This is a genomic window from Kitasatospora sp. NPDC058115 (assembly GCF_042884635.1).
GTDB lineage: Bacteria > Actinomycetota > Actinomycetes > Streptomycetales > Streptomycetaceae > Kitasatospora.
Genome location: NZ_JBHVTL010000004.1, coordinates 92,179 through 112,145, shown reverse-complemented (window position 1 = coordinate 112,145; position 19,967 = coordinate 92,179). Strand labels below are relative to the sequence as shown.

At 70.9% G+C, this 19,967-nt stretch carries 17 protein-coding genes; 7 read left to right on the top strand and 10 right to left on the bottom strand.

All coding sequences use genetic code 11. The features are described 5' to 3' along the window. Positions 1–10: 10 nt before the first annotated feature. Positions 11–1,360, bottom strand: a complete 1,350-nt coding sequence (locus ACFVVL_RS05545) for a lipopolysaccharide biosynthesis protein (RefSeq protein ID WP_387671539.1) — start codon at positions 1,358–1,360, stop codon at positions 11–13. After that, positions 1,357–2,334 (bottom strand): dTDP-glucose 4,6-dehydratase, encoded by a 978-nt coding sequence (gene rfbB, locus ACFVVL_RS05540; protein ID WP_380292229.1) that lies wholly within the window; start codon positions 2,332–2,334, stop codon positions 1,357–1,359. Before rfbB ends, ACFVVL_RS05545 begins: the two co-directional genes overlap by 4 nt. Positions 2,335–2,451: 117 nt before the next feature. Here rfbB and rfbA point away from each other — a divergent pair, with 117 nt between their 5' ends. The 5 genes from rfbA to ACFVVL_RS05515 all read left to right on the top strand — a co-directional run bounded on the left by rfbA (position 2,452) and on the right by ACFVVL_RS05515 (position 7,289). Beyond that, a complete protein-coding gene (gene rfbA, locus ACFVVL_RS05535) occupies positions 2,452–3,327 on the top strand; it encodes a glucose-1-phosphate thymidylyltransferase RfbA (protein ID WP_380292227.1) in 876 nt (291 codons plus the stop codon). Then, the gene (locus ACFVVL_RS05530) at positions 3,324–3,923 is read left to right on the top strand and encodes a dTDP-4-dehydrorhamnose 3,5-epimerase family protein (protein WP_380292225.1); all 600 of its coding nucleotides are present in this window, start codon (positions 3,324–3,326) and stop codon (positions 3,921–3,923) included. Before rfbA ends, ACFVVL_RS05530 begins: the two co-directional genes overlap by 4 nt. Before the next feature lie 47 nt (positions 3,924–3,970). Beyond that, complete coding sequence (locus ACFVVL_RS05525) at positions 3,971–4,867, top strand: glycosyltransferase family 2 protein (protein WP_380292223.1); 897 nt, start codon at positions 3,971–3,973, stop codon at positions 4,865–4,867. A gap of 47 nt (positions 4,868–4,914) precedes the next feature. Beyond that, complete coding sequence (locus ACFVVL_RS05520; protein WP_387671536.1) at positions 4,915–5,889, top strand: NAD-dependent epimerase/dehydratase family protein; 975 nt, start codon at positions 4,915–4,917, stop codon at positions 5,887–5,889. A gap of 170 nt (positions 5,890–6,059) precedes the next feature. Further along, positions 6,060–7,289, top strand: a complete 1,230-nt coding sequence (locus ACFVVL_RS05515) for an acyltransferase family protein (protein WP_387671534.1) — start codon at positions 6,060–6,062, stop codon at positions 7,287–7,289. A gap of 103 nt (positions 7,290–7,392) precedes the next feature. Here the strand turns inward: ACFVVL_RS05515 and ACFVVL_RS05510 are convergent, their stop codons facing one another. The 8 genes from ACFVVL_RS05510 to ACFVVL_RS05475 form a co-directional block, all read right to left on the bottom strand. Then, complete coding sequence (locus ACFVVL_RS05510) at positions 7,393–7,803, bottom strand: GtrA family protein (RefSeq protein ID WP_380289453.1); 411 nt, start codon at positions 7,801–7,803, stop codon at positions 7,393–7,395. Positions 7,804–7,848: 45 nt separating this feature from the next. Further along, entirely contained in the window at positions 7,849–10,257 is a 2,409-nt protein-coding gene (locus ACFVVL_RS05505; RefSeq protein ID WP_387671532.1) for a hypothetical protein, read from the bottom strand. A gap of 47 nt (positions 10,258–10,304) precedes the next feature. Beyond that, positions 10,305–11,318, bottom strand: coding sequence for a glycosyltransferase (locus tag ACFVVL_RS05500; RefSeq protein WP_387671530.1), 1,014 nt, complete (start codon positions 11,316–11,318; stop codon positions 10,305–10,307). Between the two features lie 291 nt (positions 11,319–11,609). After that, positions 11,610–12,803: an elongation factor Tu gene (tuf, locus tag ACFVVL_RS05495; protein WP_030280743.1), complete on the bottom strand. Its 1,194-nt coding sequence runs from the start codon at positions 12,801–12,803 to the stop codon at positions 11,610–11,612. A gap of 199 nt (positions 12,804–13,002) precedes the next feature. Next, positions 13,003–15,108, bottom strand: a complete 2,106-nt coding sequence (fusA, locus tag ACFVVL_RS05490; protein WP_350542313.1) for an elongation factor G — start codon at positions 15,106–15,108, stop codon at positions 13,003–13,005. 39 nt (positions 15,109–15,147) lie between these two features. Next, positions 15,148–15,618 carry a 30S ribosomal protein S7 gene (gene rpsG / locus ACFVVL_RS05485; RefSeq protein ID WP_030055803.1) on the bottom strand — a complete coding sequence of 157 codons (471 nt, stop codon included), beginning with the start codon at positions 15,616–15,618 and terminating at the stop codon, positions 15,148–15,150. A gap of 2 nt (positions 15,619–15,620) precedes the next feature. Next, positions 15,621–15,992 (bottom strand): 30S ribosomal protein S12, encoded by a 372-nt coding sequence (gene rpsL / locus ACFVVL_RS05480; protein WP_014144289.1) that lies wholly within the window; start codon positions 15,990–15,992, stop codon positions 15,621–15,623. 422 nt (positions 15,993–16,414) lie between these two features. Continuing rightward, the gene (locus ACFVVL_RS05475) at positions 16,415–17,026 is read right to left on the bottom strand and encodes a DUF1707 and DUF4190 domain-containing protein (protein ID WP_387671528.1); all 612 of its coding nucleotides are present in this window, start codon (positions 17,024–17,026) and stop codon (positions 16,415–16,417) included. A gap of 315 nt (positions 17,027–17,341) precedes the next feature. Here ACFVVL_RS05475 and ACFVVL_RS05470 point away from each other — a divergent pair, with 315 nt between their 5' ends. Both ACFVVL_RS05470 and ACFVVL_RS05465 read left to right on the top strand, forming a co-directional pair. After that, entirely contained in the window at positions 17,342–18,151 is an 810-nt protein-coding gene (locus ACFVVL_RS05470; RefSeq protein ID WP_387671526.1) for an ABC transporter ATP-binding protein, read from the top strand. Then, positions 18,148–19,803, top strand: a complete 1,656-nt coding sequence (locus tag ACFVVL_RS05465) for a transporter (RefSeq protein ID WP_387671525.1) — start codon at positions 18,148–18,150, stop codon at positions 19,801–19,803. The genes ACFVVL_RS05470 and ACFVVL_RS05465 overlap by 4 nt, the downstream gene beginning before the upstream one ends. Positions 19,804–19,967 lie beyond the last annotated feature (164 nt).

Sequence of the window (19,967 nt, the reverse complement as noted above, 5' to 3'; positions counted from 1 at the left end):
CGACGTGTCGTCATACCGAGTCCACGAGTGAGGGACGGGCGGACTCGGCGGAACCGGCCGGAGAAGTCGGCGGCTTCCGCAGGAAGGTCAGCCAGACCGCGGCGAACATGCATGCGACAGCGGCCAGCGAACCAACAGTGTAGGCGAGGCAGACCCGGGTCGCGATCGGGCCGGGTACCAGGGTGGTCACGATCAGCGCAACAACACCCAACGCCCAGCCGAGCAGTTGGAGACGGTGGCGATGCAGCACCAGCAGCGCCTGGCCGAGCACCATCGCGAGCATGTAGCAGAGCGTACCGGCCGACATCCAGAGGAAGTCGAGCGAGCCGAGCACGTCATCGGCCTTGAAGAGCACCTGGATCAGCCACGGGCCGAGGACGGTGGCGGGGATGCCACCGGCCACGCCGAGCACGGTGACGACCGCGCAGGTGCGGACCAGCAGCTTGGAGAACCCGGCCCGGTCGCCGGCCGCCGCGGTGCTCGACAGGCCCGCGAGCAGCGAGGCCTGGAGCGAGCCGAAGACGAACAGCGGGACACGGGCCAGCACCACGGCGTTCAGCAGGCCGGACACCAGGGCGGCGTCGTCCGGGGCGAGCAGCTGGGTGGAGACGACCGCGGCGTTGACCACCACCTGCGAGAGCAGGGTGGAGGCGACCAGCGGCGCCAGGCCCGAGGTGAGGGACCCCCAGCCGGCCGCCGGACCGGCCTTCACCCCGGCGAGCAGCGGGCGGACCGTCGCCACCACGGCCACCAGCGGCGCGACGGTGAGGATCAGCGCGAACGCCAGCGGCGAGCGGACACCGGCCACCGCGCAGCCGCCGGCCAGCGCGATCCGCAGCGCGCCGTCCACCGCCAGCTGGGCGCCGTACGCGCCGAACCGGTTGAGGCCGGCCAGCACGCCGCGGCTGACGTTGCTCGCGGCCATCGCGGCGAAGGCGATGCCCAGCGCCATCACCATGTCGGTGCGGCCGTCGAAGAAGGTCCGGGCCAGCGGCCGGACGGCGACCGCCATCCCGACCGCCATCACGGCCAGCATCCCGACGGTGATCAGCAGGATCCGGCGCACGACGGGCGCCGCGCCCTGGCCGCCGACCGCGCGGGCGGCGACGATCCGGGTCAGCTCCTGCTCGACCGGGAAGAAGAGCCCCAGGCCGACCGACATGAGGATCGTCCAGAGCAGCGAGACCGAGGCCATCTCCGGCTTGCCGAGGCTGTAGCCGGCCGCCATCAGGTGGACGTAGGAGGCGGCGCCGAGCAGCACCGTCCCCCCGATCACCAGCTGGGTGCCCGGGGGGAGAGCGCTGACGACCTTGGCCAGCGGGGAACGGCGCGCCGGCGCCGTGCTGCCCTCGTGGTTCACGACTGCTGCGCGGCCCTCACCTTGAGCGGCTCCCACCAGGCACGGTTCTCGCGGTACCAGGCGATGGTCGAGGCGAGGCCCTCCTCGAAGGTGACCTGCGGCTCGTAGCCGAGCTCCTCGCGGATCTTGCTGATGTCCAGCGAGTAGCGCAGGTCGTGGCCCTTGCGGTCCTCGACCCGGTCGACCATGTCCCAGCCCTGGCCGGCGGCCTCCAGCAGCAGGCCGGTGAGCTCCTTGTTGGTGAGCTCGACGCCGCCGCCGATGTTGTAGACCTGGCCGGCCCGGCCCTTGCGCAGCGCGAGGTCGATGCCGCGGCAGTGGTCCGAGACGTGCAGCCAGTCGCGGATGTTGCCGCCGTCGCCGTACAGCGGGACGCGCTTGCCGTCGATCAGGTTGGTGGTGAAGAGCGGGATGACCTTCTCGGGGAACTGGTACGGCCCGTAGTTGTTGGAGCAGCGGGTGACCACCACGTCCATGCCGTGGGTGCGGTGGTAGGCGAGGGCGAGGAGGTCCGAGCCGGCCTTCGAGGAGGAGTACGGGGAGTTCGGCGCGAGCGGCCACTCCTCGGTCCAGGAGCCCTCGGTGATCGAGCCGTAGACCTCGTCGGTGGAGACGTGCACGAAACGGCCGACACCGTGCTTGCGGGCGGCGTCCAGGAGCACCTGGGTGCCGACGACGTTGGTCATCACGAACGGGCCGGCGCCGGCGATGGAGCGGTCGACGTGCGACTCGGCGGCGAAGTGCACGACCGCGTCGTGGCCCGGCATGGCCTGGTCGACGGCGTCGATGTCGCAGATGTCACCGCGGACGAAGGTGTAGCCCGGGTGGTCGGCGACCGGCGCGAGGTTCTCCTCGACGCCCGAGTAGGTCAGCTTGTCGAAGACGGTGACGCGGGCCGCGGGATCCGCCGACAGCAGCGCGCGGACGAACTGGGACCCGATGAATCCGGCGCCGCCGGTGACGAGGATACGCATAGTGCGGCTGAGTATAGTGCGCGCGCGGAGGCGCTCCGTCCCGGGTCCGCGGGGTGCTGCGTGGGCGTCCGAAGGCTGGTTGCCGCGGGGTCGGGCAGGCCACGTAAGGTGTGCGCCATGCGCGGCATTCTTCTTGCGGGCGGCACCGGTTCCCGCCTCTGGCCCCTCACGCGGGCAGTCTCGAAGCAGCTCCTCCCGGTCTTCGACAAGCCGATGATCTACTACCCGCTCTCCACGCTGATCATGGCGGGGATCCGCGAGATCCTGATCATCACCACTCCGCAGGACCGCGACCAGTTCGAGCGGCTGCTCGGCGACGGCTCGCAGCTCGGCCTGGAACTCCAGTACGCCGTCCAGGAGCGCCCGGAGGGCATCGCCCAGGCGTTCGTGCTCGGCGCGGACTTCATCGGCGACGAGCCGGTCGCGCTGATCCTCGGCGACAACATCTTCCACGGCAGCGGCCTCGGCACCCGGCTCGCCCAGCGCACCGACCCCAAGGGCGGCATGGTCTTCGCCTACCCGGTGGCCGACCCGACCGCCTACGGCGTGGTCGAGTTCGACGAGTCCGGCCAGGTCATCTCGATCGAGGAGAAGCCGGTCCGGCCGAAGTCCCGCTACGCGGTGCCCGGCCTCTACTTCTACGACAACCGCGTGGTGGAGATCGCCCGCACGATCACCCCGAGCGCCCGCGGCGAGCTGGAGATCACCGCCGTCAACGACGCCTACCTCCAGCGCGGCGAGCTCCAGGTCACCGTCCTGGACCGCGGCACCGCCTGGCTGGACACCGGCACGTTCGTCTCGATGGTCCAGGCCTCGGAGTTCGTCCGGGTCATCGAGGAGCGCCAGGGCTTCAAGATCGGCTGCGTCGAGGAGGCGGCCTGGCGGGCCGGCTTCCTGACCTCCGACCAGCTGCGCGAGCTGGCGCAGCCGCTGCTGAAGAGCGGTTACGGCCAGTACCTGCTGAACCTGCTGGACGAGGAGGACGCCCGATGAAGTTCCGTGAGCTGTCCATCGAGGGCGCTTGGGAGATCACCCCGCAGCAGCACGGGGACCCGCGCGGCCTGTTCATGGAGTGGTACCGCTTCGACAGGCTCGCCGAGGTGGTCGGCCACCCGCTGCGGATGGCCCAGGGCAACCTCTCGGTCTCCGCCAAGGACGTCGTGCGCGGCATCCACTTCGCCGACGTCGCGCCCGGCCAGGCCAAGTACGTGAGCTGCGTGCGCGGCGCCGTGCTGGACGTGATCGTCGACCTGCGGGTCGGCTCGCCGACCTTCGGCCGCTGGGAGTTCGTCCGCCTCGACGACGTGGACCGGCGCTCGGTCTACATCTCCGAGGGCCTGGGCCACGGCTTCTGCGCGCTGACCGACGACGCCACGCTGTCGTACGTCTGCTCCGAGACCTACAACCCGACCGGCGAGCACGCGGTGCACCCGCTGGACGCGGACCTGGGCATCGAGTGGCCGGCCGAGGTCCCGCAGCTGTCCGCCCGGGACGCCGCCGCCCCGACGCTGGCCGAGGCCATCGAGACCGGCCTGCTGCCGGACTACGAGGAGTGCCTTCGCTACCGGCGCTCGCTCAGCGGCCAGTAGCCTTCTCGCCGTCCCCTCCTACCCGGAAAACACCTGGTGCGCCGCTCATGACAACTCTTGACATCATGCTGCCCTACTACGGCAACGTCGCCCTCATGCAGGCGGCCGTCCGCAGCGTCCTGGCCCAGAGCGACCCGAACTGGCGGCTCACCGTGGTGGACGACGGCAAGGAGCCGGACGTCCCGGGCTGGTTCGCCGAGCTCGGCGACGAGCGGGTCTCGTACCAGCGCAACGAGCAGAACCTCGGCGTCACCGGCAACTACCGCAAGTGCCTCGGCCTGGTGCGCGAGCAGCACTTCGTCATGATGGGCACCGACGACATCATGCTGCCGAACTACGTGGAGACCGCCCGGGCCGTCCTCAAGGACAACCCGGACATCGGCATGGTGCAGCCGGGCGTCCAGGTCATCGACGGCGACGGCACGCCCACCGAGGGGCTGGTGGACCAGGCGAAGAAGCGCATCTACGCGCCCAAGGTCCAGGGCCGCAAGCTGATGAGCGGGGAGGAGCTGGCCATCAGCCTGCTCCGCGGCAACTGGCTGTTCTTCCCCTCCATCTGCTGGCGCACCGAGGCCGTGAAGGCGGTCGGCTTCCGGGACAACCTGGAGGTCACCCAGGACCTGGCGCTGGTCATCGACCTGCTGCAGACCGGCGAGCAGATGATGATCACCGACAAGGTCACCTTCCAGTACCGCCGGCACGCCGTCAGCATCTCCTCCGCGCAGGCCTTCACCGGCGTCCGCTTCGAGGAGGCCAACCGGTTCTTCCGGGACGTCGCCGACCGCCTGGACGCGCACGGCTGGTCCCGGGCCGCCAAGGCCTCCCGGCTGCACCTGTCCTCCCGGATCCACGCGCTCACGATGGTCCCGGGCGCGGTCAAGAACCGGCACAGCGAGGGCACCAGGACGCTGCTGCGGCACGTCGCCGGCACCGACCGCTACTGAGCAACGCCCACCGCCCCACCCGTACCGACCCATCGGAGCCAGAGGCCATGGCCGCTAGCAGCTCAGCCCTCCCCCGGATCGCCGTCCTCGGCGGCACCGGCTTCATCGGGCGCACCATCCTCGCCACCCTGGCCGAGCGGGGCCACCACCTGCTCACCATCGCCCGCAAGGAGCCGGCCGACGCCCTGCCCGGCGAGTTCGCCCGGCTCGACCTGACCGTCGACCCGCCGGCCGCGCTGGCCGCGCTGCTCGCCGAGCACCGGATCGACGTGGTCGTCAACGCGGCCGGCGGCATGTGGGGCCTGACCGACGAGCAGATGGTGGGCGCCAACGTCGGCATGGTCACCCGGCTGCTGGAGGCGCTGCGGTCGATGCCCGCTCCCCCGCGCCTGGTCCACCTCGGCACCGTGCACGAGTACGGGCTCTGCCCGATCGGCGTCAGCCTCTCCGAGGACTCCGCGCCGAACCCGTCCATGGTCTACGGCAAGCTCAAGCTCCAGGCCACCGAGCTGATCGCGACCGCCGTGCGCGAGGAGGGCCTGGACGCGGTGGTGCTCCGGCTCGGCAACGTGGTCGGCGCCGGGCAGCCCTCGCACAGCCTGCTCGGCGTGATGGCCGGCAAGCTGGCCGCGGCCCGGGCGGCCGGCACCACCGCCGAGCTGGCCCTGCAGCCGCTCACCGCCCAGCGCGACTTCGTCGACCTCCAGGACACCGTCGACGCGATCGTGGCCGCGATCCCGTCCGACCCGAAGGCCCCGGCCGTCCTCAACGTCGGCCTGGGCCGGGCGAGTTCGGCCCGCGAGCTGGTGGAGCTGCTGATCGAGGTCAGCGGTGTGCCGACCGAGGTCACCGAGGTGCCGGCGCCGGACGGCACCGGCCCGGAGACCGAGTGGCAGCAGCTGGACGTCACCGCGATCGAGCAGGCCTTCGGCTGGACCCCGCGCCGCAGCCTGCGCGAGGCCGTCCGGACCCTCTGGGAGCACGCGGCCAAGGACGGTTCGTCCCCGGACGCAGGCCGCTAACGATTCGCCCAGCACGGTGAAGGCTTCCGGCAAGCTCGATAGGATCCCCCGAGGGTCCGATCGGGCCCGTGCGCCGGAGGCTTTCTCCGCGTCTCCACTTCCGGAAAGCATGAACCGCTCTCATGTCTCCTAGGCTTTCTCTGCCTGGCCGTCGCGGGACCCTGGCCGAGTTGTACTCCTCCCGGGCCAACAGCTTCGGTGTGCTCCGGCTGCTGCTCGCCTCCGCCGTCGTCGTCTCCCACCTGTACCCGATCGCCTGGGGACGGCTCGACCCGCTGTGGCTCCGCAGCGGCCAGCAGACGGACATCGGCAAGATGTCGGTCATCGGCTTCTTCGTCCTGTCCGGCTTCATGATCAGCGGAAGTGGCGCGCGCAGCACCGTCGGCCGCTACGCCTGGCACCGCGCGCTGCGCATCCTGCCCGGCCTCTGGGGATCGCTGCTGGTCTCCGCGCTGGTGATCGTCCCGCTGCTGTACCACTGGCAGCACGGCACCTTCGACGGCTACTGGGACCACCCCCAGGGTCCGGTGAACTACCTCAAGGGCACCTGGAACACCGCCATGAGCACCGGCTGGGACATCTCCGGCGTGATGGCGGAGGGCCGGGCCAAGGGCACCAACTTCGACCCCGGGGTGAACGGCGCGCTCTGGTCGCTGAAGTACGAGATCCTCTGCTACGTCCTGATCGGGCTGCTCGCGGCCGGCGGCGTGCTCCGCAAGGCCCGGCGGTTCATACCGCTGCTCGCCCTCGCGCTCGGCGGTCTCATCCTGCGCGACTGGGTGAACGCGCCCTCGCTGCGCGGGATCCCCGGCGACCAGCAGTCCTTCGTCATGGTGCCGTTCCTGGACGCCATGTCGGTCCACATGCTGATCCACCTGGTCTTCGTCTTCATGATCGGCGCGACCTTCCAGCTGTACCGCGACAAGCTGGTCATCCACGACGGCCTCGCGCTGATCTGCGCCGCCGTGCTCGGCCTCACCCTGTGGACCGGCGGCCTGTTCGTCTTCGGCTACCCGGCCTTCGCCTACCTGCTCCTCTGGCTGGCCATCCGGCTGCCCCGGCCGTTCCACAAGATCGGCCGCAAGCGCGACTACTCCTACGGCATCTACATCTACGGGTTCACCGTCGAGCAGGCGCTGGCGGTGCTCGGCTACGCCAAGCACGGCAAGCCGGTCTACCTGGCCCTGGCCATGGCGGGCACGGTCGTCCTGGCCGCGCTCTCCTGGCACCTGCTGGAGTCCCCGGTGATGAAGGCCAAGAACTGGACCCCGTGGCCGGTGCGCCGGCTCAAGGAGCGTGCGGCGGTCCGGGCCGCCCGGCGGGGCGAGCCCGTCGAACCCGGCGCCGCCGCCCAGCCGCAGTCGCCCGCCGAACCGGCCCCGCCGAAGGTCTCGGCCTGACCGGCCCGGCCGGCACCGGACGGTGCCGGCCGGACGCGGAAGTGCCTGGCCCGCCGCCCCTCACGGGGGACGGCGGGCCAGGCACTTCGTCGTTCCGGGCGGCTCAGCGGTTCTTGAAGACCCAGACCTTCATCAGCAGGAAGCGCACCACCGTGGCGAGGCCGTTCGCGACGACCAGCCCGCCCACCTCGACCACCCGGGAGGCGTCCGGGACGGCCAGGTCGAGCAGGGCCAGGACGCCCGCGCTCAGCCCCAGGCCGATGAGGAAGGCCACCGCGCCCTGCAGCTGGTGCCGCAGCGCGCCCTCCGAGCCGGTGATGCCGAAGGTGAAGCGGCGGTTGGCGGCCGTGTTGGCCACCGCGCTGACCGCCAGCGCGATCAGGTTCGCCACCTGCGGGTCGGTGAACGCGCGGGCGGCGACGAACAGCCCCAGGTAGAAGAGGGTGCTCAGGACACCGATCACCAGGAAGGACGGCAGCTGCCGCTTGACGGGCGGCGCCGTCTGCGGGGCCACCCCAGGATCGTCCGTGGAAAGCATGCGGGTTACCCGTTCATCCGGTCAGGCCAGCTCGTACACGACGGTCCGGCCGTTGTCGTAGACCTTGCTGGTGAGAGTGCCGAGCTGCGGTGACTCGGCGCCTGCCTTGCGGTCGACCACCAGGTACCGCACCTGGTGCTCCCGGCGCAGGCCGTCGAGCAGCTCCGCGGTCGGCTGGTAGATCGCGTTCTCGTTGCGCTGGAACAGCTCCTGGTCCCAGAACGGCCGCCCGGAGGCGACACCGCCGCCGCTCTGCGCGATCATGCGCGGCGCGTAGGCCCACCCCTCGATGAGCACCGAGCGCTCGGAGTACGCGCTGAGCCACTGGGAGCGGTAGTTGGTGCAGCGGTCGGTGGTGGTGTAGTTCTCCGGCTCCCAGCAGTGGCTGTTGGTCGCGATGACGTCCGCCGGGTCGCTGTGGGCCCGCACCCAGCGGGCCGCGTCGATCTGGCTCTGCGGCAGGATCCAGGTGCCGTCCCACACGTACTGCCGGGACTGCAGGAGGTCCAGTGCCGTCCCCGGGACGCCGACCGCGAGCGTCGCCGTGAGCAGGACGATCCCGCCCCGGCCGCGCAGCCGCGGCCAGACCCGGCCCGACCCCCACCACAGCAGGGCGCCGACCGCCGCGATCCCCGCCAGGACGACCGTCCCGCCGAGCACCGGCAGCAGCGGGGCGTACGGCTGCCAGGTGTCGTAGGCGCCGGCCGCCTTGGCCACCAGCTCGGCCCAGTCCCGGGTGTGGCGGTACATGCCCCAGGTGAGCCCGGCCACCAGGACGAGCACGCCGGCGGCCAGCAGGACCCTGGCCCGCACGGACAGCGCCGCCCGTTCCGCGGCCTCGCAGTAGCCCCAGGCCGCGAGCAGGGCGCCGAAGGGCGCCGAGGCGATGGTGAAGTAGCTGGAGTTGAAGCCGTTGACCACCAGGTAGGCGGCCGGGCCGGCCACGGCGCCGCCCAGCAGGAACCACTGCGCCGGCTCCAGGTTCAGCCGGCGGTGGCGGAACAGCGGGAGCGCGCCGGCCAGCCGGACCTGATGGGTGATCACGAACGCCGCCAGGGTGGCGACCACCACGGCCGCCTGCGCCACGGTGCCGCGCATCTGCGGCGCGTTGGCCCAGTACTGCTGGACGTTCCCGAAGGCCACGACCTCCAGGCCGTAGCTCTCGAAGTCGAAGATGACGGCGGTGGCGAAGAGCTGGGCGCCGGCGATGATCGCGCCGAGCCCGACCACCGTCCAGGGGATCCGGCGGCCGGTGACCAGCATCACCAGTCCGGCCAGCGCCAGGCCGGCCAGGGTCACCGGCAGCGAACTGGCCTTGGCGGCGCTGGAGGCCAGCGCGAACCCCGCCACCAGGACGAACGCTCCGCGCCCGAAGGCTGGCACCCGGCTTCCGTCCGCCGGCTCCTCCCCCGCGGCGTCCGGGCCGCCCTTGCGGCCGATCAGCGCACCGACCACACCGACCAGCGCCACCAGCAGCGGCTGGCTGTAGGTCAGGGACAGGCTCCCCCAGGACATCAGCCGGATCGGCGGGAAGCCGAAGGTCCAGGAGCTCACGTTGTTCGGGTAGGCCGCGGTGAACTCGCCCACCGCGAAGAACAGCAGCGCCGCCGCCGGGCCGGCCCACGCCCTGCCGCTGAGGCGCTGCGCCACCACCGCGATGATCAGCACGGTCAGCGCGCTGAGCGCCGGGACCATCAGCCGCATCGCCACCACCGGCAGGTCGATGTGGCCGACGAGGTCGGTCATCGCCATGTGCGCGAAGGTGAACCAGTGGTAGTGCAGCGGCTCGCCCGCCGCCTGCGGGAAGGTCGGCGGCATGTCGTGGGTGGCGCTGCCGGCGAGCGAGAGCATGTACGGCAGGTCGCCGAAGATCCGCGTCGAGTCGTCCGTCGGCAGCACCGGGAAACGGGCCAGGTTGGCCTCGTAGTAGTAGACGACGGTCAGCGCGACCGTGCCCGCCAGGGCCCAGGAGCGTCCGGCCGAGAAGGGCAGGTAGCCCCGTGGCCGCCAGTGCCGCCGCAGCCGGGGCACCAGCGCGAACGGGAGCACCACCGCCAGCGGCCAGAACGTCGCCACCGACTGGAGGCCCAGGCCGACCAGCACGGCCCAGGCCACCAGCTCCAGCACGAGGCCGGTGACCGCGCCGAACGCGAGGTCCTCCAGCAGCGTGTAGGGGCGGCGGCGCAGGCCCCGGAAGACCAGGGTGCCCGGCAGCAGCACGCCCCAGAGCGCGTAGAAGGTGTACCGGGCGATGTCGTTCACCGACGTGTCGGAGGCGAGCAGCGCCGCCACCAGCACGAGGTAGGCCGCGACGGCCGGGAGGAACCGCACCGCGGTCCGGCCGGGGGTGGCCGGCGCCGGGCCGTCGGTCGGCCCGCCCGGTCGGCGGGCGGGCCGGGAGGCGGCCACGGTCGTGTCGGTGCTGTCCAAGTTTCTCGTCTCTCTACCGGCCCGACCAGCGGTGCCTGGACTGTGCGCTAGCGGGCCGACGCGGAGGGCTCGGGCTGGGTCCGGACGTCGTCCGCGGCCGAGTCGTACCCGACGAAGTAGGCCGGGCGGGCCTGCGCGGCGGAGTAGATCCGGCCGACGTACTCGCCGAGCAGACCGATGCAGACGAGCTGGACCGCGCCGAGGAACAGCATGCCGACGAAGAGCGAGGACCAGCCGGGCACGGTCTCGCCCAGCGCGTACTCGACCGCGGTGTAGACGCCCAGCACGAAGCAGAGCACCAGGCTCACCAGGCCCAGCCAGGTGGCGAGCCGCAGCGGCGCCGCCGAGAAGTTGGTGATGCTGTCGATGGCCAGCCGGAGCATCTTGGAGAGCGGGTAGTGCGTCGAGCCGGCGACCCGCTCCTCCCGCACGTAGACGACCTCGCCGCTGGGGAAGCCCAGCCACGGCACCAGCAGCCGGTAGACCGGCTGGTGCTCGGGCATCGCCTTGAGCGCGTCGACGGCGGCCCGGCTCAGCAGGCGGAAGTCACCGGCCTGGTTGGGCATCTTCTTGCCGACCAGGCGGCGCATCAGCCAGTAGTACGCCCCGGCCGTGCGGCGCTTGAAGACGGTGTCGGTGCCGCGGTCGCCGCGCACGCCGTAGACGATGTCGAGGCCCTGCTCCTGGGCGAGCTGGAGCATCTCCGGGATCTTCTCCGGCGGGTCCTGCAGGTCGGCGTCGATGGAGACGACGTAGTCCCCGAAGGCGCGGTGGATGCCCGCGGTCAGCGCCGCCTGGTGCCCGGAGTTGCGCGCGAACCGCACGATCCGGAACTCCGGCCAGTCCTGGTGGACCTTCTGCATGATCGCCGGGGTGGCGTCGGTGCTGCCGTCGTCGATCCCGACGACCTCGTAGTCGATCCCCAGCCGGTCCAGGATCGGCCGCAGACGCTGAACGGTCAGGGGCAGCGCTTCCTGCTCGTTGTAGATCGGCATGACGACCGACAGCAACGGTGCCGGGGTGCCGGCCGCCTTGAGGTCGTGCCCTGCTGCGTTGAACATCGTTTCTCGCCTGTCCCCATGTTTCCAAGAACGATATGGCGGCACGGACCGACCGGGACGCCCCCACCAGCCGGACACCCTTCACCCACCGTGTCCGAAGGATCCGCGGACAGCAATGGGGGGAGCCCCAATGAGCGGCCAGAATAGCAGGCAGGCATGAAGCCATTCTCAACGACCGGAGGGTCGGCGGCGCGTTCGTCACGCCGACACGCCGAAGGGCCCCGCACACCTTGAGAAAGGTGTGCGGGGCCCTTCGGCTCGCCCGGTCGGACAGGCAGGTCAGAAGGTCAATTACTTGACGATCTTGGTGACCTGGCCGGCGCCGACGGTGCGGCCACCCTCACGGATGGCGAACTTCAGGCCCTCCTCCATGGCGACCGGCTGGATCAGCGCGACCGTCATGGCGGTGTTGTCGCCCGGCATGACCATCTCGGTGCCCTCGGGGAGGGTCACGACGCCGGTCACGTCCGTGGTACGGAAGTAGAACTGCGGGCGGTAGTTGTTGAAGAACGGGGTGTGGCGGCCACCCTCGTCCTTCGACAGGATGTAGGCCTGGGCCTCGAAGTCGGTGTGCGGGGTGACCGAACCCGGCTTGATGATGACCTGGCCGCGCTCGACGTCCTCGCGCTTGATGCCACGGAGCAGCAGACCGACGTTCTCACCGGCCTGGCCCTCGTCGAGCAGCTTGCGGAACATCTCGATGCCGGTGACCGTGGTGGTGGTCTTCTCGGTCTTGATGCCGATGATGTCGACGGTCTCGTTGACCTTGAGGATGCCGCGCTCGATACGACCGGTGACGACGGTGCCACGACCGGTGATCGTGAAGACGTCCTCGATCGGCATCAGGAACGGCTGGTCCACGGCGCGGGCCGGGGTCGGGATGTTCTCGTCGACCGCGTGCATCAGGCCGAGGAGCTTCTCGCCCCACTCCTTGTCGCCCTCCAGCGCCTTCAGCGCGGAGACGCGGACGACCGGCAGGTCGTCGCCCGGGAACTCGTACTCGGAGAGCAGCTCGCGGACCTCGAGCTCGACGAGCTCCAGGATCTCCTCGTCGTCCACCATGTCGGCCTTGTTCAGGGCGACAACGATGTAGGGGACGCCGACCTGGCGGGCCAGGAGGACGTGCTCCTTGGTCTGCGGCATCGGGCCGTCGGTGGCGGCGACCACCAGGATGGCGCCGTCCATCTGGGCGGCACCGGTGATCATGTTCTTGATGTAGTCCGCGTGACCCGGGCAGTCGACGTGGGCGTAGTGGCGCGCCTCGGTCTGGTACTCGACGTGCGCGATGGAGATGGTGATACCGCGCTGCCGCTCCTCCGGCGCCTTGTCGATCTGGTCGAACGGCGTGAAGGGGTTGATCTCCGGGTACGCGTCGTGCAGCACCTTGGTGATGGCCGCGGTCAGCGTGGTCTTACCGTGGTCGATGTGACCGATGGTGCCGATGTTGACGTGGGGCTTCGTCCGCTCGAACTTCGCCTTCGCCACTGAGTCCTCCTGAGGACAGTTCCTGTACGCCGTGCTGACGCCAGTTGGTCTTTGATCGGTTTTGGTGCGGGTTGTCCGGAGGACACCCCGTGCCGTCCCGCTGGTGGGGGGGCCGGAGGCCCCGGGAGGATCCGACCGGATCCTCCCGGGTTGCCTCCTAATAGCCTAAGGGTTGGTTATCGTCCCGAAAGTCGGGACGTCACTCGCCCTTGGCCTTCGCGATGATGTCGTCCGCCACGTTCCGCGGAACCTCGGCGTACGAGTCGAACTGCATCGAGTAGCTCGCGCGACCGGAGGTCTTGCTGCGCAGGTCACCGACGTAGCCGAACATCTCGGAGAGGGGCACCAGCGCCGTGACGACGCGGGCACCGTGACGCTCGTCCATGGACCGGATCTGGCCACGGCGAGAGTTGATGTCGCCGATCACGTCGCCCATGTAGTCCTCGGGCGTGGTGACCTCGACGGCCATCATCGGCTCAAGAAGGACCGGCTTGGCCTTCTTGGCGCCTTCCTTGAAGGCCATCGAACCGGCGATCTTGAACGCGAGTTCGGAGGAGTCGACGTCGTGCGCGGCACCGTCGAGCAGCTTCACGCGGACACCCTGGAGGGGGTAGCCGGCGAGGATGCCGAACTCCATGGCCTCCTGGCAGCCGGCGTCGACCGACGGGATGTACTCGCGCGGGACGCGGCCACCGGTGACCAGGTTGACGAACTCGTAGCCCTCGGCCTGCTCGAGCGGCTCGATCGCGATCTGCACCTTGGCGAACTGACCGGAACCACCGGTCTGCTTCTTGTGGGTGTAGTCGATGCGCTCGACCGCCTGGCGGATGGTCTCGCGGTACGCGACCTGCGGCTTGCCGACGTTGGCCTCGACCTTGAACTCACGGCGCATGCGGTCGACCAGCACCTCAAGGTGCAGCTCGCCCATGCCCGCGATGATGGTCTGGCCGGTCTCCTCGTCCGTGTTGACCTGGAAGGACGGGTCCTCCTCGGCGAGACGCTGGATGGCGACACCCAGCTTCTCCTGGTCACCCTTGGACTTGGGCTCGATCGCGACGCGGATGACCGGGGCCGGGAAGTCCATGGACTCCAGGATGACCGGGTTCTTCTCGTCGGACAGCGTCTCACCGGTGGTGGTCTGCTTCAGGCCCATGACGGCGATGATGTCGCCGGCGCCCACCGAGTCGATCTCCTCACGCTTGTTCGCGTGCATGCGGTAGATCTTGCCGATGCGCTCCTTCTTGCCCTTGACGGCGTTCAGCACCGAGGTGCCGGACTCCAGGCGGCCCGAGTAGACCCGGACGAAGGTGAGCTTGCCGAGGTGCGGGTCCGACATGATCTTGAACGCGAGCGCGGCGAGCGGCTCGTCGTCCGAGGCCTTGCGGGAGATCTTGACGGTGTCGTCGCCCGGCTTGGTGCCCTCGATGGACTCGATGTCCAGCGGGGACGGCAGGTACTTGACGACGGCGTCGAGCAGGGGCTGGACGCCCTTGTTCTTGAACGCGGTGCCGCAGAAGATCGGGGTGAACTCCGAGTTCAGCGTGCCCTTGCGGATCGCCGTCTGCAGCAGCTCGACCGGGATGTCCTCGCCCTCCAGGGCGAGTTCCATGATCTCGTCGCTGACGTTCGACACGGTGTCGATCAGCGCCTCGCGGTACTCGTCCGCCTGCTCCTGCAGCTCGGCCGGGATGTCGACGATGTCGTACATCTCGCCCTTGGCGGCCTCGGCCGACCAGACCAGCGCCTTCATGCGGACCAGGTCGACAACGCCCTGGAAGTCCGACTCGGCACCGATCGGCAGCTGCATGACCAGCGGGGTCGCGCCGAGGCGGTCCACGATGGTCTGGACGCAGAAGAAGAAGTTGGCGCCCGTGCGGTCCAGCTTGTTGATGAAGCAGATGCGCGGGACGCCGTAGCGGTCAGCCTGCCGCCACACGGTCTCGGACTGGGGCTCGACACCGGCGACACCGTCGAACACCGTCACGGCACCGTCGAGGACGCGCAGCGAACGCTCCACCTCGACGGTGAAGTCGACGTGACCCGGGGTGTCGATGATGTTGATGGTGTGGTCGGCATCGTCGACGGTCCAGTGACAGGTCGTCGCGGCCGACGTGATCGTGATGCCGCGCTCCTGCTCCTGCTCCATCCAGTCCATGGTGGCAGCGCCATCGTGGACCTCACCGATCTTGTACGACACACCGGTGTAGAACAGGATCCGCTCGGTGGTGGTGGTCTTGCCCGCGTCGATGTGCGCCATGATCCCGATGTTGCGGACCTTGGCGAGGTCAAGGGAGGTTGCAGCCATGGTGGCTCGTTCTCTCTCTGTCTAGTGACGGGGTACGGACTACCAGCGGTAGTGCGCGAAGGCCTTGTTGGACTCGGCCATCTTGTGGGTGTCCTCGCGACGCTTCACGGAAGCGCCCAGGCCGTTGCTGGCGTCGAGGATCTCGTTCATCAGGCGCTCGGTCATGGTCTTCTCGCGACGGGCGCGCGAGTAGCCGACCATCCAGCGCAGCGCCAGGGTGCTGGCGCGGCCCGGACGGACCTCGACCGGAACCTGGTAGGTCGCGCCACCGACACGGCGGGACTTGACCTCGAGGGCCGGCTTGACGTTCTCCAGCGCGCGCTTCAGCGTCACGACCGGGTCCGAGCCGGTCTTCTCACGGACGCCCTCAAGGGCGCCGTAGACGATCCGCTCGGCGGTGGAGCGCTTGCCGTGCAGCAGGATCTTGTTGACCAGCTGGGTGACGACCGGGGAGCCGTAGACCGGGTCGATGATGACCGGGCGCTTCGGGGCGGGGCCCTTACGAGGCATTCTTACTTCTCCTTCTTGGCGCCGTAGCGGCTGCGGGCCTGCTTGCGGTTCTTGACACCCTGGGTGTCGAGCGAACCGCGGATGATCTTGTAGCGGACACCAGGAAGGTCCTTCACACGACCACCGCGAACCAGCACGATGGAGTGCTCCTGCAGGTTGTGGCCCTCGCCCGGGATGTAAGCGGTGACCTCGATCCCGCTGGTGAGGCGCACACGGGCGACCTTGCGGAGAGCCGAGTTCGGCTTCTTCGGGGTGGTCGTGTACACACGCGTGCAGACCCCACGGCGCTGCGGGGAACCCTTCAGCGCGGGAGTCTTGTTCTTCTCGACCTTGTCCTGCCGGCCCTTTCGGACCAGCTGCTGGATCGTAGGCACCGTTTCTCCGTTTTCTGTGTGCCAAGGCTTGGTGGAACTAACCTGCGGTGATTCCCTCGCACACGGCCCCGTGGTCGACCCACGCGGTCGGGTGTGTTGGGTTTTTTCCGGCACGGAATCCCGTGGGCTGATGTACAGCGACGGCGCTCTACGCGCGGCGCGCTGGGAGGCGCTCCGGCTCGGCGCGGCGACCGGTGTGCATGCACGCACAAGGACCCGGGGACACCCCAGGCACAAGGTCAGAGCGTACCTAGCGCATCGGGCGCGGTCAAAACAAATGCAACGCCGCAGGTGACGGCCGTCGGCCGGGTGTCGCCCGGGTGTCCCGCGCGCGGCCGCCCGGTGTCAGGTCGTCCTCCTGCCGCTCTACCACACCCGGGAGGCCGCCGCCACCGCAACGGCCCCCGACGGCGCGCCGGGAGTCAGCCGAACAGGGCCACCGTGGTCATGATCAGCACCCAGAAGGCGATCGACAGCCAGCCGAAGACGATGCCGGTGACGGCCATGCCGTCCCCGTCCTCGTTGCGCTCCGCGGCCTGCCGGCGCCCGATGTGGCCGGTGATCACCGCCGGCACCCCCAGCAGGCCGCCGGTCGGCACGCAGAGCAGGCCCAGCACCAGCGAGGTCACCGCGACGGCGTTGGTCCGGCGCGGCGGCGGCGGGGCCAGGAAGGTCGGCGGCACGGGCGCGACGACCGGACCGGCCATCGACGGCGCCACCATCTGCGGGGCCACCATCGGCCCGGCCGGCAGGTCGGCGACCAGGCGGGCCAGCTGGCCGTAGGTCTGCGCGCCGCTCGCCGCCTCGAACCGCTCGCCGTACTCGGTGGCGCTCAGCCGGCCCTCGGCGAACGCGGCCTTCAGCACGTCCACCGTCCGCTCGCGGTCCGCGGTCGCCGCGCGCATCGCCGACTGCGGCATCGCGGCGTGGTGCGCCGCGTGGTGCGGCGCGGGCGGCATCCCCGGGACGGGCGGCACGGACGCGGGCGGCTTCGCCGTCCCGTAGCCCTGCTCACCCCATGGCTGAACGGCCATCCGCCACCTCCCGGTACCCCCGCGCGACCACGGTCCCACCCCGCCCACTCGACTCTCATAGTGCAGGACGAACGGGCGTCCTGAGTAGTTGCCGAATCCGCGGATCGGTCGCCCTTTCGCGGGAAATCCCGCGACGGCCCGGCCTCCGCCCGGCCCCGCCGGCCGCCCCGCTCACCCGTTTGGCGCAGACACACCCGGGGCATCGCCACAGGAGACAGGCCCGGCCGGACGGTGGCAGGCTGTCGTCGGGGCCCGTGTCGATCATGGAACCTGCACCGCCCCCGACCGGTCCGACCACCAGTGGAAAGAGCCGCCATGCAGGCGTCAGCGCCGCCGCCGTCCCCCGTTCCCGCCGCCCCCGCGCCCTCGGCCGTCTCCATCCGGGGGCTGTGGAAGCACTTCGGCACCCAGGCCGCCGTCGCCGGGCTCAGCCTGGAGCTGCCGGCCGGCGCGTTCATCGGACTGGTCGGTCCCAACGGCGCCGGCAAGACCACCACCCTGTCGATGGTCACCGGACTGCTCCGGCCCGACCAGGGCACCGTGCTCATCCACGGCGCCGACGTCTGGGCCGACCCGGTCGCCGCCAAGGCCCGGATCGGCATCCTCCCCGAGGGCCTGCGCATGTTCGAGCGGCTCAGCGGCCGTGAACTGCTCCAGTACAACGGACGGTTGCGCGGCCTGCCCGGCGCCGAGGTCGACCGCCGGGCCGAGGAACTGCTCGCCGTCCTCGACCTCGCCGGCCACGCCGACAAACTGGTCGCCGACTACTCCACCGGCATGCGCAAGAAGATCGGCCTCGCCGCCGCGCTGCTGCACAACCCGGACGTGCTGTTCCTCGACGAGCCCTTCGAGGGCGTCGACCCGGTCTCCGCCCAGACCATCCGCGGCGTGCTCAAGCGCTACGCGGCGGCCGGCTCCACCGTCGTCTTCTCCAGCCACGTCATGGAGCTGGTCGAGCAGCTCTGCGACTGGGTCGCCGTCGTCAGCACCGGCCGGGTCGTCGCCCAGGGCCCGCTCGACACCGTCCGCGGCGGGCGCAGCCTGCACGAGGCGTTCCTGGAGCTGATCGGCGTCCGTGAGGACGACGGCCAGGCACTCGGCTGGCTCGGCGGGGGCGACCGGTGAGCACCCCCACCGCGCCCGCGCACCCCGGCCTGCCGGACGGCCCTCCCGACGACCGGACGGTGGTCCGCACCCTCGTCTCCCTCAAACTCCGGCTGCTCCGCAACGGCCTGCGCCGCAGCCGCGGCCGTGCCGTCCTCTACGCGCTCGGCACCGTCCTCGGCCTGCTGTTCGCCGGCGGGATCGCGCTCGCCCTGGCCATGCTGGAGCACGCCGTCGACTCCGGCTCCGCCGGTGACGCGGGCGTCGTCCTCACCGGCGCGCTCACCGTCGGCTGGGCCGCGATACCGCTCTTCCTCTTCTCCAGCGACGAGAGCGCCGACCCGACCCGGCTCACCATGCTGCCGCTGCGGCCCGGCCCGCTGCTGCGCGGCTCCGTGCTCGCCGCCCTGCTCGGGCCCGGGCCGCTGGTCAGCCTGGTCCTGCTCACCGGCGCCGCGCTGTCCGGCGCCGCCGGCGGCGCCTCGGCGGCGGCCGGGGTGGTCGGGGTGCCGCTCGCCGTGCTCACCGTCGTCGTGCTCTCCCGCTCCGTCGCCGCCGGCAACGCCCGGCTGCTCTCCAGCCGGCGCGGCAAGGACTTCGCGATCTTCGGCGGCCTGCTCTTCGCGCTGCTGGTGCAGATCGCCAACGTCGGCTCGCAGAGCATCTTCGGCAAGCCCGGCACCGACGGCCTCGACCTCGAACCGCTCGCCCCGATCGCCTCGGTGCTGCGCTGGATCCCGCCGGTCTCCGCCGTCGACGCCGTCCGCACCGCCGGCGAGGGCCGGTACCCGCTCGCGCTGCTCCAGCTCGCCGCGACCGCCGCGCTGCTCGTCCTGCTGCTGCGCTGGTGGCGGAGCAGCCTGCAGCAGCTGATGGTCACCGCCGACGCCTCCACGGTGGAGGTGGTGCGCGGCGTCCAGGAGCCGGGACGCCGCTGGCGCTTCCTGCCGGACGGCCGGGCCGGCGCCGTGATGCAGCGTCACCTGCGGTACGCCTGGCGCGAGCCGCGGGCCAAGGCCGCCGTCTTCACCAGCATCGGCATGACGCTGGTGATCTGCGTGCTGTCGATCGTCCAGGGCTGGTCCACGGTCTACCTGGTGGCGATGACCGGGATGTTCCTCGGCCTGCAGATGCTCAACCTGTTCGGCATGGACGGCTCCGCGTTCTGGATGGTCGCCGCCACCCTGCTCACCCCCGCCGACGCCCGCGACGAACTGCGCGGCCGCGCGTTCGCCCTGCTCTCCTACGCCGTCCCGGTCACCCTGGTGCTCGCCGTCGTCCTCGCCGCCGCCTCCGGCGACTGGTCCGGCCTGCCCGCCGCCGTCGGCCTCGCCTCCGCCCTGCTCGGCAGCGGCATCGCCATCGGCGCCGTGCTCAGCGTGCTCGCGCCGTACACCATGCCCGCCGACAACAACCCGATGCGCAACGCCGCCCCCGGCCAGGGCGGCCTGGTGATGCTCAACAGCTTCGGCTCGATGTTCGGCAGCGTCGTCGTCGCCTCCCCCGCCATCGGCTACCTCGCCTGGGCCCTCGCCGCCGGCGCCCCCACCTGGCCCCTCCTCCTCGCCGGCCCGCTCTACGGCGCCGTCATCGCCACCCTGGGCCTGCGCCTCGCCGCGGGCCGGCTGCTGGAGCGGCTCCCGGAGATCCTCGCCAAGGCCGTGGAACGCTGAGCGACTGCGGGAGCGGGAAGTCGGCCCCGTCGACTTCCCGCTCCCGTGCCCGCCCGGGGAGGGGGTGGCCGCCCCGCGCTCGGAGCGAGCGAGGGGCGGCCGGGGTGAGCCCAGGACGCGGAGCGGGAGGCCGGAGCCCGGCACCACAGCGGGTGACCGGGCGC